Origin of the sequence: Levilactobacillus huananensis, from assembly GCF_003946145.1 — a bacterium.
Lineage (GTDB): Bacteria > Bacillota > Bacilli > Lactobacillales > Lactobacillaceae > Levilactobacillus > Levilactobacillus huananensis.
Genome location: NZ_RHOC01000009.1, coordinates 41,224 through 56,947 on the forward strand (window position 1 = coordinate 41,224; position 15,724 = coordinate 56,947).

The window sequence follows — 15,724 nt, forward strand, 5'->3', positions numbered from 1 at the left end:
TTTCTCCTCAACTTTAGTTAATTTTTTTGTTTTTTCTAGTCTTTAAAAATCCTATCCAAACCAACAACATTAAGATAATTCCCGTCATAACGCCTAACCCAAGACCGGTCTCAGAAGTCTGAGGCAAGCGGCCGGTAAGACCATGACTGGTTGAAACTGGTTGACTGGAGCCATTAGCCGTCTGAGTCACTGTCGCTCCGGCACCGCCGGAGTTGTTATGGGAGTGACTCGGTGAGGTAATCAAGTCCCCATCCCCACCAGAACTTGGCGGGGTTAACGTAACTGAATACGTCGACTGCTGAACGTCACCGGTCTGGGTTGATGCCTGAGCAGCTGTTGGGAAAACCCAACCGATGATGAGTAGGCTCAGTACCAGCAATCCCGTTTTTCTCAATTGCATCACTGTCCATCCACACATCCTGTTCTCACAAACCTAAAGCCAATCACAACAGAACACCTACATGAAGCTTGTTCAAATCAAAAGGTCATATCAGCTGATTACAAATAGTATCTTAGCATGAATCTCAACCCCTGTCCACAATTAATGATGTGTGGGGAATAATATTTACTTGGAAACCGTTACATAGTCTAATGTTTCGTTTACGAGGTGAATGAATAATGCAAGTAAATGCCGTTATATCAGTGTTACTAAGGCAAATTTTGCAATGGGACATTTTCCGGTTTTAGGAAACGCTTATAAGCTGCATTTTATGAAACCGCATTCCGGATAACGGTTTACACTGTGATTTCTTATACAATCCTCACATGGGATGAACAAGAGATGTCATTTGCATCCTTGTAAAGCGTCTATTTCCCGATTTCACCCAAGGCAGCAATTATAATGAACTTTCACAAACTCATTTTTCGGAAAAAAAAGCACTTTTTACATTTTTTGTAAAAAGTGCTTGGTCTCTTTAATTTTTATTATTGAAGCCACTGTGAAAGCCCTTTTGAACCGATACCGGTGCATCCTTGTACGCCATCTGTTTCACGTATTTCCCCTGAATCATCAACCGGTTCGCACCAGTGGCATCACAGGTAATCAGCGTCACCAACTTCTGCTTGGTTTGGTCAACCACCTGAACGTCAGTCGCCGGTATGAATTTTCGAACACTAACCTTGTAAACAAAGACCTTCTTAGCGTTCGTCAGATAGATTGTCTGCCCAACACGCGTCTTCCAATAAAGCGGACTGAAAAGGATCGTCTGTGAGGTCATGTGGTGTCCTGCCAGCGGGTAATTGCCTTCACCCATCTTCTGGTCGGCCCGCATTGTTCCTGCGGTCAGTGCCAAGACTTCATTGCTGACACCCTTTGCAATTGGCAAGTGAATCTTAGATTGCGGCATCAAAATCTCGCCGACTACATGAATATTGGCAGTGTTCCAACGGGCATTGGCGACTGTCGAAAAGTCCAACGACTTGACCTTGCTAAAATCGTACGATGCCTTCTTCCCCTCATTATTCTTCACAGATTTCTTCGTAATCTGCGGTTGATAGGAAGAAATTAACCAATTTTTGATCTGTTCGTTAAAGATTAAGCCGAGTGAGATGATAATTAAGATGATAAAGAGCGTTGTCCAGAACCAGCGCCAGCGATGCTTCTTCGGTTGCTGCTGCTTTTTCTCTGCCATAATGATTACTCCATTCCCCAATTCATAGTCTTCGTTACCGAATTCTACCGCAATTGCTGACAAAAACAAAGCAAAATAGACTTTACGCCCCCTTCAACGGCCCGATTGCTTCGCTTTTGACAGCCCGTAACGACTACCACACAGATCCTGATCTGGAACACGTCACCCATAGAAAAAAGTTGCCACAAGTCAGTAGAAGTCCGCCTACAAACTTGCAGTAACTCTTTTTAAAACTCGTCTTTAATGTCACCATCTACCTCTGAAGATGATGTTAAATTTTCCGTTTTCGCCAACCGAATAAACCAGCTAGTAATCCCAATAGCGTCAACCCCAGTACCACGAGTCCATGTGTGGATTGCTCGTTGGTTTGCGGTAATACTGTACGCTGTGCTTGCTTTGAGGCCGCCGCCAAATTCTGAACCTGGGCACCCTGACCACCAGCAACCGTATCTGGCGCCTTGATTGGTTCTTGACCATTAGTATTTGGCTTTACAGGCTGGCCAGGCTTCTTACCTGGCGTCGCCTGTGCCCCATTGCCACCTGTTGTTGGCTTATCTGGCACCGTTGGTGGGGTCACTGTACTACCACCATCACCATTCCCCCCAGTCGTTTCATTAGGGGCATAGGTCACAACGACGGCTAAATCAGTACTTTCAGGTGTAACTGACTGCGCCGTAGTCTGCGTTAAATCATTGGCACTATCCGTCGTTGCTGTAACGTGCATCCCTGAAACAACTGGGTTGACCACTGCGTCAAAAGCCACTGGAACGCCGTCCTTGTAGGTCACCCAACTGATATCAGTTGGCTGCCCAGCCACACTCAATTCTGGTTTGGCCGTCGCGTCTGCTTTCCAGTAGGTAGTTGAGGCATTGGTGACTTGGTCGGTCACTGTAGCGAAGGAAATCGTCTTAGCAACTGGATCGGCCACGGACTGTTGTTGGTTATTCTGATAGCTAATCTGCTCGTGAACCACCTTGGTAGCCGTCTTAAAGGCATGTGCCAACGTAATCGTGTAATTGAGGCTAACCGTGGGATCGTTGGTAAATGTAATGGCACTGGAGCCATCGGCATTCTTCGTCGTGTCACTGACCAAAGTATACCCTTTGGCGAGTGCGGGAGCGATTACTGACGCTGAATCGAAAGTACTCGTCGTTCCCAAAGCCCCTTTCAATTCCGGATTGGACCGATCATCCAAAACCTGAATCGTCTTACCAGTTGTGGCGTCCTTCACCGTTACGGTGGCATGTGCGGCTTGCTTATAGACCATCAGCAACGTCTGCTTTGGTCCAGCAAATGGCACATTCGTGTCCTGACTAATATCTGCCCAAGACTTACCATCCACACTAGTCTTCGCACCGGTGTAGACATAATCAGGCAGGGCTTTTTGGTAACTGCTTAAGGTCAATTGTTCATCTGACGTTCCGTTATGGCTATCCGTCAGTGGATTTCCGTCCGGATCGGTTAGCTGCGTCAAGGTGCCATCCGCATTCTGAACTGCATAGATAACTGATAGATTCCAAGGTAAAACGTCCTTATAAAATAGAAGCGTCCAGTTCTTTGACTCTTTCGTCAAAGTTGTTGTAAAACTTGATTGTCGATTGGCCTTCCCATTTCCAGCTAGATAATCGGAATAAAGACCCGTACCGTCTAGAATCAAGTTAGAGAAAGTATAGCCCTTGGCGATCTGTTGCTGATAGAAGCTAATCACGGTTGGATTGGCGCCAATATTAAGCTCGGACCCAATCTCCCCAGAAATTAAAGTTGATGGCGCCAACGTGAGCTGCTGTCCATCGGCTTGGAGCAGTTGGATATTCACATTGATATCACTAATGTTTTCAGCTAAGTCATAAGGCTGAATGATATATCCTGCGAAAGAACTGTTGGGATCAGACCAAATTGTCGATAGACTCCCATAGTTTGTCTTAGTACTATCTGTCTGTAAGTTGTACCAAGACAGTGTATTGTCATTTACATTTCCAGTATCTGCACTTGATGGATACAAGGATGGATACAGCACTTTGTCAGGATTATCAAATCCCTTAATTGGCAGATTGCTAGACGTCAGGTCTTTAATGATAAATGATGGCGTCGTATACGTCAGCAGACCATCGGCCGTGACAGCTTCCCCCTTGGCTAACTGAGAGCTAATCGTAATGGGGGCTAACAGCACATGTTGATACGCGAGTCCCACCTGTTTAATATTGACATTCTTATCAGTTGCAAGCGGCGAGATGTCCGTAATTTGGTTATAGGGCAAGTCGACAGACGTCAACGTATCCTTATTCCCAAGGGCTGAGATATCATTAATCGAAAATGCAGTCAACGCCACTTTTTGTAATTTCGTTAACCCGCTAAGCGCACGAATATCCCATAAGTTTCCGTTTTTAACTGCCGTTCCAAAATAGGCTTGATTCAGCAAGACATCTGGATAAAGATCCAGCACTTGAAGATTCGTCGCATTCTGCATGCCTTCCAACGTATACATGGCCATCATCGCCTGATAGTAGACAGTAGGCGTTTGACGATCATAATTTTGGGACATTAACTTTTCGTTCGCCGTAATGTTCGTAACGGTAGCCAAGTCAGCCTTGGTAAAGTTGGCGCGGAAATCGGCAATCGTCGCGTAGGTCTTTGAAAAGTTGCTAAGCCACAAAAAGTTCTGTAAGGCATTATCTGGCATCCATTCGTCAATATACAACGGGTGCGTCCCATCAGTAAACTGAAGAGGTGAATTGACATCCATCCCCTTGGCATCCTGCGCAATATTAGTCGCATATGTCTCTCCCAACCAGTAGCCGTAACCAGTTGGCACTTGATAGGTGGCACTGTAGCCATCCTTGACCCGGAGATCCGAATTCAGGCCATTGGCTTCGGAGTGGTCATATGTATATTGTAGGTGATCCGTCTTGCTGACATTAAAGGCTGATTGTCCCGTCACTGGATCAGTCAAAGTCGTTGGATCTTTAACCACGATCCCAGTCTGCACGTTCGTCTTCGGGGCAGTCTGAGTCTCTTCTGGGGTCTCTTCTAAACTTTCCACTTCAGGGGCTGGCTCACTAACATCGGACTTTTTCTCAACCTTATCAGTAGGATCTAAGTTTTGAGGATCAGTCCCGTCATTTTGAGGTGCTGGGTTCACTGAGGCCGGCGACTTCTCGGCTACTGGCGTCTCTGGCGCTGCGGACGCAACCGTTTTCTTCAAAGAAACCTTTGATTGGTCACGCGTTGACTGGTTTTGATCAACAGCTCCTGCTACTGGCGTATCATCAGCCGCCTTCGCATTCTGTGTTGCCTGTGGTCCAGCAATCATCCCCACTGTCAAACTTGCGACGGTAACCCCCGCAATCAGCCAGCCCTTATGTGACTTGTACATCTTATAATGTGTCTTACGCTCAAAGTCTTTCATCATTGGTCCCTCCTCAAGATATGACCAAATAACAACCTACCAGCGAATAGATCCTCGTTATTAATGCAAAAGTTGTCCTGTTACTATCCAGTATAGTCAAAACGTGAGAAATAATCAACGACCTGAATCTTTATGGGGAATATAGATTTAACAATCAAGCTCAGCCACTGTTTTACCAGTGATTATGTTTGTTTATTTGACAAACATATTTCGATCTTTGTAGTCATGAAAGCCCTTCATAAGTGTCTTATGATACATGGTCTAAACGAATTCTATCGTTTTTCTAATTTCTCAAGACACTTCCAAGATGCCTGTCTAGCGCGCCACACCCCACAGAATGTGGTGCCCTCATCTTTCAGTACACTTATCACCTAAAAAAGGACACAAAAAAACCGGCGACAGTAACTGCCACCGGCGACAAATCATATTTTTTATAATTAGTCGTTTGATAAACCATACTTCTTGTTGAAACGGTCCACGGCACCATCGGCCTGAGTAAACTTTTGCTTACCAGTGTAGAATGGGTGTGAATCTGAAGAAATTTCGACACGGATCAATGGGTAAGTGTTGCCATCTTCCCATTCAACCGTTTCGTCAGAAGTTGCAGTCGAACCAGACAAGAACTTGAAACCAGTACTTGAGTCTTGGAAGACAACTTCATGGTAATCTGGATGAATTCCTTGCTTCATAATGTATTTCGCTCCTTTGCCCTGGTCCATTGACTGAACCAGAGATTGATTTAATCGTCAACCGTTGAATTATACCATGAATTTCGATACTCATCAATGACTAATCTTGGCCGTTTTCCACCAAACTGGCGTCGCCAACAATTTCAACATCCGCATTTAATGCGGTGAGCTTCCCGGCAATCCGGTCATAGCCCCGTAAGATGTTATCGGCATGGGTAATCACGGTATCCCCCTCGGCCATCAAACCGGCAATAACTAGTGCGGCTCCAGCCCGGATTTCTCCAGCCTGAACTTCGCTCCCCACCAGTTCCGTTGACGGATCGACCACAATGGTATCGTCCTCCGAGCGAATGCTAGCGCCCATCTTCCGCAATTCAGAGATGTGCTTGATGCGCTTGGGATAGATCGTATCGATCACCACGCTACTCCCGGAAGCCCGGAACAACAGCGGTGTTAGGGGTTGCTGAAGATCCGTAGCGAAGCCTGGGAATGGCATTGTTTTAATCTTAATTGGTTTTAAATTATCGGTATGGGGCACATAGATGCTGTCTTCGTTAATCTCTAACGGCACACCCATTTCGATCATCTTGGCCGTAAAGGCCTCCAAGTGTTCTGGAATCACGTTCTTAATCGTGATGCCATCTCCAACGGCCGCAGCCATTGACAGATAAGTCCCGGCTTCAATCCGGTCAGGGATAATCGTGTGGGTATTCATTGCCCGCAACGTTGGCACCCCTTCGATCCGGATAACATCGGTACCGGCACCCCGGACACGCGCACCCATATTGTTCAAGAAGGTGGCAATGTCAATGATTTCTGGTTCCTTAGCGGCATTTTCAATTACCGTCGTCCCGACGGCTTTTACAGCTGCTAAGATGGAGTTGATCGTGGCTCCGACAGACACCATGTCGAGGAAAATCGTGGCCCCATGCAATCCGGTTGGTCCGGTGGTGATCCGCACAGTTCCGTCTTCTTCTTCCACATTGGCACCTAAGGCTTCGAAAGCCTTGATGTGCTGGTCAATCGGCCGTGGGCCAATATTGTCACCACCAGGGAAACTTAGCGTGGCCCGTTGGAACCGCCCCAACAAGGACCCCATAAAATAATAAGATGCGCGCAAGCTCTTAATAGCCTTGCTTGGTAGTGGTGCTTCGACGATTTCCGTTGGATCGATGGTCAACACGCCATCCTCAAAAGTAGAGTGCACGTTCATTGATTTCAAAATTAACATTAAGTTGTGAACATCCAGAATATCCGGCACCATATCAAAACGAACCGGTGTATCAGCGAGAATTGCTGCCGGAATTAAAGCTACGGTACTATTTTTAGCGCCGCCGATCGTTACTTCTCCGGAGAGACGTCGGCCGCCATGAATTATCATTTTTTTCATTATGAAGCGATCCTCACTTATTCTAACTTCCATTATAATTCCATACAGTCAGATACCATGATAAATAAATCGGCGGTAAAAGACAACTGTTTCACGGTATTTCGGGCAAAATGTAATATTTGCTTCCCTTATAAGGGGGTCGTACGTAGATTATCCAGGTTGCGCGCTAAAATGGTGTCGATAATAATCTGCGTCATTTCATGGGGAGATTCAACCATGCCACCCTTCACCCAAGTCTTCAACACGCTCTGAATGCCGGCACCAATATAGGCACCCTGATAAACCGTCATTTCTGGTGGTCGGGATCCGCTCTGGTTCATCAGCTCCTGCATCCGATTCAGAACCTTGGTCTTCCCTTCCACAAAGACTAAGTTACTAAGCTTCTTATCCCGGTAGAAGGCTGTCAATAGGTGTTCTAGGGCCTTGCTAGGGGTCGACTCCTGAAATGGCTGTAAGGACGCCACAAAGGCCTTCTCAATGCTAGCTACGCAGTCATAAACATCCGTATAGTAACGATAAAAGGTCGTGCGATTCACGTCTGCCAGCTCACAGACTGCCGTCACAGAGATGGCCGTAATCGGCTGATTCTCTAGCAGCGACAGGACCGTCTCCTTAATGACACGCTGGGTATACTGCGCGCGTCGATTATTCTTAACGCCAACCATCCTTCACCCTCCTAAACGATTGAACCAACTAGCCGTAGCTGAGAATCAGATGCCACCAGCGATGACGAAATCTCTCGAATGAGATTACGTGCCGTTAGGCGGCTGGTCTGGTAAAGTAATAGCCGATAGTCAGCCAGGCGCCTGCCATGTTTGCGACACCTCGTTGAGATGTGTTGCATTCACAACAGTTCTGTCGACATTGGCGGTTGCCAATTGGTAACACAATTTTTATGATATAAGACACGGTGTTGCAATAATGACAATTTTACCAGAAAAAGCCCTGTAACACCAACACTAGTCAGATAATGAAAGGATTATTTCGAATGCTGGAACTCAAACATATTAAAAAGTATTACTACGTAGGGGATTCCGTCACCAAAGCTCTCGATGACGTCTCTGTCGCCTTTCGTTCCCAAGAGTTCGTCGCCATTCTCGGACCTAGTGGTTCCGGGAAGACCACGATGCTGAATGGTATCGGCGGCCTGGACATCTATGACTCTGGAGATCTCGCCATTGAAGGAAAATCCACCAAGGACTTCTCCGCTTCCGACTGGGATGCCTACCGAAACAACTCCGTCGGGTTCATCTTCCAAAGCTATAACATCATCAGTCACCTCAGTATCCTCGATAATGTGGAAATGGGAATGACGCTGAGTGGAGTACCAAACGCCGAGAAGAAGGAAAAGGCGCGCAAGGCCCTCGACCGAGTTGGCTTGACACCACACATTAACAAGAAACCCAACCAACTTTCCGGAGGACAACTTCAACGGGTCGCTATCGCGCGGGCCATTGCCAACGAACCCGAAATTCTCTTGTGTGACGAACCCACTGGAGCCCTCGATACCGAGACTAGTGAAGAAATCATGCAGTTGATCAAGGAACTCTCTGCAGAACGCCTGGTGATCATGGTCACGCATAACCCCGACCTGGCTCACCAGTACGCGGACCGAATTATCGAATTTGCCGATGGGAAGATTCAACACGATTCGAATCCCTACGACGACCATGCCGATGCCGAACAATTTAAATTAAAGAAGACCAAGATGACTTTCTGGACGGCCTTAAAGTTATCCTTTAACAACATTCGGACCAAGAAGGGACGGACCGCACTAACGGCCTTCGCCTCCAGTATTGGGATCATCGGTATCGCCGTAGTCTTAGCATTGTCCAATGGTTTCCAAACACAAATCAACAAAACGCAAGCCAACACGCTAGCCCAGTTTCCTGTTACCATTTCACAAACAGCAACGAGTACCACGGGTGCCCAGAATAGCAATGACAAGGTCAAGTCATCTAACGCCAAGCAAGTCACAGCTAAGGTCAGTGACCAAGACAAGGCGACTCATACGAACAAGCTTACCAAGGATTACTTAAACTATGTTAAAAAACTCGATCCCAAGTTAAGCAAGAACGTGACCTACACCTACTCCACTGGGATGAACCTCCTGCGGCAAGTTGATGGCAAGACCAAGACGGTTTCTTTCTCCAACGCCGACAGCAATAATAACTCCGGTGCCATGCAGGCAGCCATGTCAGCTTCAACTGGGGTCGGCGGTTCTGTTTACCCAAGTGCCAATGACGGCGGCCTAAACTTCCTGAAGAAACACTACAAGCTCGTTTCAGGGAACTACCCCCAGAAGGCCACTGACGTCATCCTGATCGTCGATCGGGATGGTTCGACCAACATCAATGCCCTGAAGAACCTCGGGTATTCAGTGAAGGCCAACCAAAAGTTCAGCTACAATAAGATCGTTGGTACCTCAATTAAAGTTGTGAACAACAACGACTACTACCAGAGTCTTCCTACTGGCAATTACATGCCAAACAAGGCCACGAACTCGCTGTACAACAACAGCAATAACACCACGCTGAAGGTTGCCGGAATCGTGAAGGTGAAGTCCAAGTCTTCCGAAAATGTTCTGGCTTCCGGGATTGCTTACAGCGACAAGCTTACGCAAGGCATCATTCAGAAGAACAAGGATTCCAAAATTGTGAAGGCCCAAAAGAAGGCCAGTGACAACGTGATGACCGGCCAAAGTGTCGACAGCACTACAAAGAAGTCCCTGGTCAGCTACCTTGGTGGATCCACTACCCCAGCTAGCATCTTAATCTACCCGAATACCTTTAAAAACAAGGACAAGGTACTCTCTTACCTCGATAAGTATAACAAGGGTAAGTCTAAGTCAGACAAGGTCATCTACACCGATATGGCCGGAACCGTTTCTGACTTGACCGGTGGCTTGATGGACGCAATTACCTACGTTCTAGTCGCCTTCGCCGGTATCTCGTTGGTAACCAGTATGATTATGATTGCCATCATTACCTACACGTCAGTTCTCGAACGGACTAAGGAAATCGGAATTCTGAAGGCCTTAGGGGCTCGAAAGAAAGATATCACCCGTGTCTTTGATGCCGAAACGTTCATTCTCGGGGTTGGCTCCGGGGTCTTGGGCGTCGTCATTGCCTGGCTCCTGACGTTCCCAATTAACGTCGTTCTGAAAAACATTACCGATCTGAGCAACGTCGCTCACCTCAATCCGGTTCACGGAATTGTCCTGATTATCATCAGTACTGTCCTGACCATGTTGGGTGGCCACATCCCAGCAAGAATGGCTGCGAAGAAGGACGCCGCGACGGCTTTACGTTCCGAATAGCTTTTAAGTTTGACTTTCTAAAGGGACTGCTAACCTATGAGTTAGTAGTCCCTTTTTGTCTTGAGGTTACTGGACACCCCTGTTGATCAGTAACTGGTGGCTGAAACATCCCCGTAACGACCGCTGGTGCTCAACCTCATTCACTGTAAATAAAAACTCGCCGTCCAGAGTGGATGGCGAGTTTTGACTTGTCTATCTGTAGGATTAACCTTCGGCCTGATGCAGATCGCCCATGATATCATCTTGTGAAAAATCATGTTGCTGATAATCCGGATCGGCAACGGGCAAGTGTTGTTCCAGGGTGTCGAAAATCTGAATCTGAACCTCTCCGGTCACCCGGCCGCAACCCAGGAGATGCCCCCCAAAGGTGTGGTCATCATCCAAAAAGTGGTCGTGGTACCCCCCGACTGCGACACCGTCAAAGATCTGTGGGGAATAGTAGCCCAGCAAGGTCCCCTTCACGGTGTCACGAGTGAAGATACTCTGGTTCTCAGCCGTCTCTGCCAAAGATTTGAATGGCCGACTAGACTTAGCCACCGCCCGGGTCTTCACATCCGTAAAGGTTCCGGTGACCATAATTGAGAAGAAGGTGTTAGCACCATGCGTCAGAGCCAGTACTTGGTCATGGAGTTCCTCACGTGTGGCATTTTCCACCGTGACTAGTGGCCGATAATCAGCGAAGTGGCTATTGGCAAATGGTAACGTAAAGTCGTCACCCACCACGGTCACCTGCCCTGCACTATTAACTTGATAAGGCTTGCCATCTAAAATAATTAGCTCGCCGTCTAACCCCTCACCAGTTCCAATTCCGGTATCACCGTGGGCCAGTAAAGTGCTCATGGGTAACGTTCCCGTCAGCAAGCCTGGCACTAATAAGGCCAGTGTTCCGTGTTGATATAAGGTTGTTGTCTTCATCATCATGACTTCCTTTTAGCTTAAGACATCTTCGAGTAATAAGGACTTTAATTGTAAATTATCGCGGTAGTCCACTGGAATTTCAACGACGACTGGTCCGTTAGCAGCCGTCGTAAAGGCCGCACTCAAGGTACTTGCCAGATCGGCCGCATGATCCACACGTAAGCCGGTAGCCCCAAAGCTTTCGGCATACTTCACGTAATCCACGGGGCCAAAGCTGACTGCGGCATCATGACCGTATTTGGCAATCTCTTGGAACCGCACCATGTCATAGTAGCCATCGGCCCAGATAATCTGAACGATTGGCAAGTTTAGCCGCACGGCCGTCTCAAGTTCTTGGCTCGAGAACAGGAAACCACCATCACCGGCAACGGAAACGATCGGTTGACCAGGTCGCTCGAGTGCAGCTGCAATCGCCCATGGAAAGGCGACGCCCAACGTCTGCATCCCGTTACTGAATAACAGGTGTCGTGGTTGGTAGCTCCGGAAGTAACGGGCCATCCAAATGTAGAAACTACCGACGTCTACCGTTACCGTTGTCTCGTCATTAACTTGGGCCTGCAAAGCTTGAATAATGGCTAGTGGGTGAATTCCATGCGCATCGTCTGGGGTTGGCGCTTCTGCCTGAGCAGCTAACATGTCACCCAAATCGGTCAAGTCTGCCTGAACATCAGAAGATAAAGCCCAATCAGTTGGTAAAGCTTGGCCCAAAGCATGCAGGGTCTTGGCAATATCAGCATGGATCACTAATTCTGGTTGATAATCGGTCGTAATTTCAGGGACCACACTATCGAGACTAACCACTTCGCCAGTCCGATCGGCATTCCAGATTCGGGCTTCATATTCCACAGGGTCGTAACCCACCGTGATCACTAAGTCACTCTTCTTTAGAAGATTGTCTCCGATTTGATTTCTGAAGAGACCAACTCGGCCAAAGTAGTTACGAACCAAGCCACGTGACACGACACCGGCACCCTGGAACGTCTCAACCACAGGAATCTCAGCGTGACCTAGCAATTCACGAATCGCGGTTGTCACGTCACTGGCTGAGGCCCGCATGCCGGCTAGAATCACTGGTAAATCGGCGTGCGTAATCTTGTCGACCAACGCACTGACCGTTACAGGGTCCGCAACACCTTGATCAATCGTTGGGACAGCCTTGATTTCAGGCCGGTCAACTTCACCATTCAACACGTTTTGAGGTAAGGAGATGAACGTTGCCCCCGCCTTAGGTGCCCGCGCCGTTTGATAGGCATTGGCAAAGGCTTCGGAAAGACTATTCGCATTTTGAACCTCAACACTGGACTTCGTGGCCGAACTCAGGAGCTCCTTACTGGGAATACTCTGATGAGTCAGACGACCAATGTCATCTTGAGGCACCTGGCCCCCCAGTGCAACGACGGGATCGCCTTCCGCGGTTGCCGTAATCAGGCTGGTCGTCAGGTTGGAAACTCCAGGGCCTGAGGTGGTCGCAACCACGCCGGGTTTCCCAGTAAGACGACCAATTCCAGACGCAATCAATGCGGCATTCTGTTCGTGCCGAGTCACAATAACCTTTGGTACGCGTGGGTCCTTGCTGTACTCCAGGCCTTCGAAGAGTTGGTCAACCTTCGCGCCCGGGATACCGAACACATATTTGATCCCCTGATTAATCATGCTTTGAATTAACGCTTGTGCGCCAGTCTTGGTTTCTGTCATCGGTGGGTCCCCCGTTTTCATTTTTTTAGTTCAATTGTGTTGACAAGTCAACTTAGAATCATCATAATAGCCTTAAGTTGTTTTGTCAACATAGAACCTTTTTCACAACAGAAAGGAGTCGCCATGATCGATTTAGGTTATCTGGCTCAGGATATTTCTATCCTACACCGCAAATACTACAAAGACACCAGCCCGATATTTAAGGACTTGGGGCTGAATCCAACGGCCGCCTGCGTCCTACTGACGGTTCACGAACACCCGGCGATCAACCAAAGTCAAGTTGCCAAGACTCTCGTCATTGACAAGGGGCTCACCACCCGTGAAGTCAACAAAATTCAAGATCTCGGCTACCTGAGCAAGACTGCTGGAAGTGGCAAGACGCAACTTCTCAGCCTCACCTCTGATGGGGAAGCCGTTGTGGCACAGGTCCAAGATATTCGTCGTAGCTGGTGGCAAGCCCGCTTCGACGAAACGGGTATTGATGCCAACAGCCCGCTGATCCCCGCGATCCAAGCCGCGGTGACCAACATCATCGATGACCCCAATGTTCCAGCAAAATAGAAGAAAAACGCCTGTCGGCCACACGCAACTTTGCGTGTGCTGACAGGCGTTTTAATTTGCGATTAAACTTGTTCCATTTACTAGCGGCCATAGTGGAACTGTTCGGCAACCAGACCCTTAAGTCAGATTGAACTTTGCCGCTAGCAGAATTGACTGCTAATCGCCGCGACTCACAATTCTGATAACCCAATTAACACACTTGTCGCATAGCAAGAGAAAACGGGTAAGCCCCACTTGGCCTCAGCCAGCAGACGGTTACCCGTTCATTAATTCCATTCAGTTATCTTTAGCTATGATAAACCACGGTCCTCGCCGCAGGTGGCCAACTAAAACTAAGTTAGAAATTTAGTCCTTAACTTCGTCACTAGCAGCGGCGATAAAGTCACGGAATAAACCTTCTGGACGGTTTGGCCGTGACAAGAATTCTGGGTGGTATTGTGAGGCCACGAAGAACTTCTTTTCAGGCAATTCAATCACTTCAACCAAGTGGTCATCCGGTGATGTTCCGGAGAAGACCAATCCTTTAGCGGCCATTTCAGCGCGGTACTGGTTATTGAATTCGTAACGGTGACGGTGGCGTTCCTGGACAATCTCTTGGTTGTCGTAGGCTGCAGCAGCACGGCTACCAGCCTTCAACTTGCAAGGGTACAGACCCAACCGTTGGGTCCCACCCATTTCGTGGACGTCGGCCTGATCAGCCATCAAGTCAATGATCTTATGACTGGTTTCCGGATCCATTTCCGTTGAATTGGCATCCTGATAGCCGAGAATGTCACGGGCAAATTCGATGCTAGCCACTTGCATCCCCAAGCAAATTCCGAGGAATGGGACGTCTTGTTCTCGAACGTACTTAATCGCCGTAATCATCCCTTCAATTCCACGGTCACCGAACCCACCAGGAACGATCACGCCATCAGCATCGCCTAAGATGTCTGCGACGTTATCTGGCGTAATCTTTTCGGCATCGATCATGTCCAAATCAATCTTGGCATCAACTGGATATCCGGCATGTTGTAACGCTTCAGCTACGGAGATGTAGGCATCATGCAGGCCGACATACTTCCCAACCAAGGCAATCTTAATCGTCCGTTTCAAGTTCTGCATGTGGTCCACCATCTTGGCCCATTGTGTCATGTCAGACTTAGGTGCATCGACCTTGAAGTGGTCCAAGACAATCTGATCCAAGCCCTGTTCTTGTAATCGTAATGGGATGGAGTAAATCGTTGGCACGTCCATGGATTCAATCACAGCTGAAGGTTGAACGTCACAGAACAACGCAATCTTCTGGCGCATATCATCCGTAATATGATTCTCAGTCCGGACAACCAAAATGTTTGGTTGAATCCCAATGCTGCGAAGTTCACGAACAGAGTGTTGCGTTGGCTTCGTCTTCATCTCGTGAGCCGCATGTAACGTGGGAACAAGAGTCGTGTGAATGTAGACGACGTTCTCGTCACCCACTTCAGACTTCATTTGTCGAATGGCTTCCAGGAAAGGTTGGGATTCAATGTCCCCAACAGTTCCCCCAATTTCGGTAATCACGAAATCGGCACCCAATGTCTTGCCGGCCCGCATGATCTTTTCCTTAATCATGCCGGTAATGTGAGGGATCACTTGCACAGTTGCTCCCAGATAGTCACCGCGTCGTTCCTTTTCCAGAACTTCCGAATAAATCTTACCAGTCGTCACGTTTGAGAACTTGTTCAGATTGTTATCGATAAAACGTTCGTAATGACCCAAGTCCAAATCAGTTTCGGTCCCATCATCGGTCACGAAGACTTCCCCATGTTGATAGGGGTTCATCGTGCCGGGATCCACGTTGATGTACGGATCGAATTTTTGAATGGTTACGTTTAACCCACGGTTCTTTAACAACCGTCCTAGGGAAGCAGCTACGATTCCCTTACCTAGTGATGAAACCACGCCGCCAGTCACAAAAATATATTTGGTCATGTGCAAACTCCTTGTAAGATTATTTTAGGGTATAAAACTATAAAAAAACTCCCTATTCATTCGGAATAGGGAGCTACTTCACCGTTCAGTTGTCCTAGCTACAAGTAGCAAGGAGCCCAAAAAACATACTAACTGTTTTTTGACTGTAGGTCAAGCAAACAT

The 15,724-nt window shown here is 47.8% G+C and carries 11 protein-coding genes; 2 read left to right on the forward strand and 9 right to left on the reverse strand.

The genetic code is table 11. The annotated features are described in order from the left end of the window. Nucleotides 1-13: 13 nt before the first annotated feature. The 6 genes from EKM71_RS08030 to EKM71_RS08055 all read right to left on the reverse strand — a co-directional run bounded on the left by EKM71_RS08030 (nt 14) and on the right by EKM71_RS08055 (nt 7,781). Nucleotides 14-400 (reverse strand): LPXTG cell wall anchor domain-containing protein, encoded by a 387-nt coding sequence (locus EKM71_RS08030; protein ID WP_164504762.1) that lies wholly within the window; start codon nt 398-400, stop codon nt 14-16. Nucleotides 401-914: 514 nt separating this feature from the next. Continuing rightward, nucleotides 915-1,631 (reverse strand): class A sortase, encoded by a 717-nt coding sequence (locus tag EKM71_RS08035; protein WP_125574096.1) that lies wholly within the window; start codon nt 1,629-1,631, stop codon nt 915-917. Between the two features lie 271 nt (nt 1,632-1,902). Beyond that, a complete protein-coding gene (locus tag EKM71_RS08040; RefSeq protein ID WP_164504763.1) occupies nt 1,903-5,037 on the reverse strand; it encodes a mucin-binding protein in 3,135 nt (1,044 codons plus the stop codon). Nucleotides 5,038-5,474: 437 nt separating this feature from the next. Then, nucleotides 5,475-5,726, reverse strand: coding sequence for a type B 50S ribosomal protein L31 (locus tag EKM71_RS08045; RefSeq protein ID WP_057878851.1), 252 nt, complete (start codon nt 5,724-5,726; stop codon nt 5,475-5,477). A 100-nt stretch (nt 5,727-5,826) separates the two neighbouring features. Beyond that, nucleotides 5,827-7,116 carry a UDP-N-acetylglucosamine 1-carboxyvinyltransferase gene (locus EKM71_RS08050; RefSeq protein WP_125574098.1) on the reverse strand — a complete coding sequence of 430 codons (1,290 nt, stop codon included), beginning with the start codon at nt 7,114-7,116 and terminating at the stop codon, nt 5,827-5,829. Nucleotides 7,117-7,244: 128 nt separating this feature from the next. Continuing rightward, nucleotides 7,245-7,781: a TetR/AcrR family transcriptional regulator gene (locus EKM71_RS08055; protein ID WP_125574099.1), complete on the reverse strand. Its 537-nt coding sequence runs from the start codon at nt 7,779-7,781 to the stop codon at nt 7,245-7,247. Between the two features lie 323 nt (nt 7,782-8,104). On the opposite strand from EKM71_RS08055, the gene EKM71_RS08060 reads away from it, so the two are divergent. Beyond that, on the forward strand, nt 8,105-10,435 hold the full coding sequence (locus EKM71_RS08060) for an ABC transporter ATP-binding protein/permease (protein ID WP_125574141.1): 2,331 nt from the start codon (nt 8,105-8,107) through the stop codon (nt 10,433-10,435). Nucleotides 10,436-10,639: 204 nt separating this feature from the next. Here EKM71_RS08060 and budA read toward each other — a convergent pair whose 3' ends face one another. Together budA and alsS are read right to left on the reverse strand one after the other, a co-directional pair. Next, nucleotides 10,640-11,353, reverse strand: a complete 714-nt coding sequence (budA, locus tag EKM71_RS08065; RefSeq protein WP_125574100.1) for an acetolactate decarboxylase — start codon at nt 11,351-11,353, stop codon at nt 10,640-10,642. 12 nt (nt 11,354-11,365) lie between these two features. After that, nucleotides 11,366-13,048, reverse strand: coding sequence for an acetolactate synthase AlsS (gene alsS, locus EKM71_RS08070; protein ID WP_125574101.1), 1,683 nt, complete (start codon nt 13,046-13,048; stop codon nt 11,366-11,368). A 123-nt stretch (nt 13,049-13,171) separates the two neighbouring features. On the opposite strand from alsS, the gene EKM71_RS08075 reads away from it, so the two are divergent. Beyond that, nucleotides 13,172-13,609, forward strand: coding sequence for a MarR family winged helix-turn-helix transcriptional regulator (locus tag EKM71_RS08075; RefSeq protein ID WP_125574102.1), 438 nt, complete (start codon nt 13,172-13,174; stop codon nt 13,607-13,609). 345 nt (nt 13,610-13,954) lie between these two features. On the opposite strand, the gene EKM71_RS08080 is transcribed toward EKM71_RS08075, so the two are convergent. Further along, nucleotides 13,955-15,562, reverse strand: coding sequence for a CTP synthase (locus EKM71_RS08080; RefSeq protein WP_125574103.1), 1,608 nt, complete (start codon nt 15,560-15,562; stop codon nt 13,955-13,957). Nucleotides 15,563-15,724 lie beyond the last annotated feature (162 nt).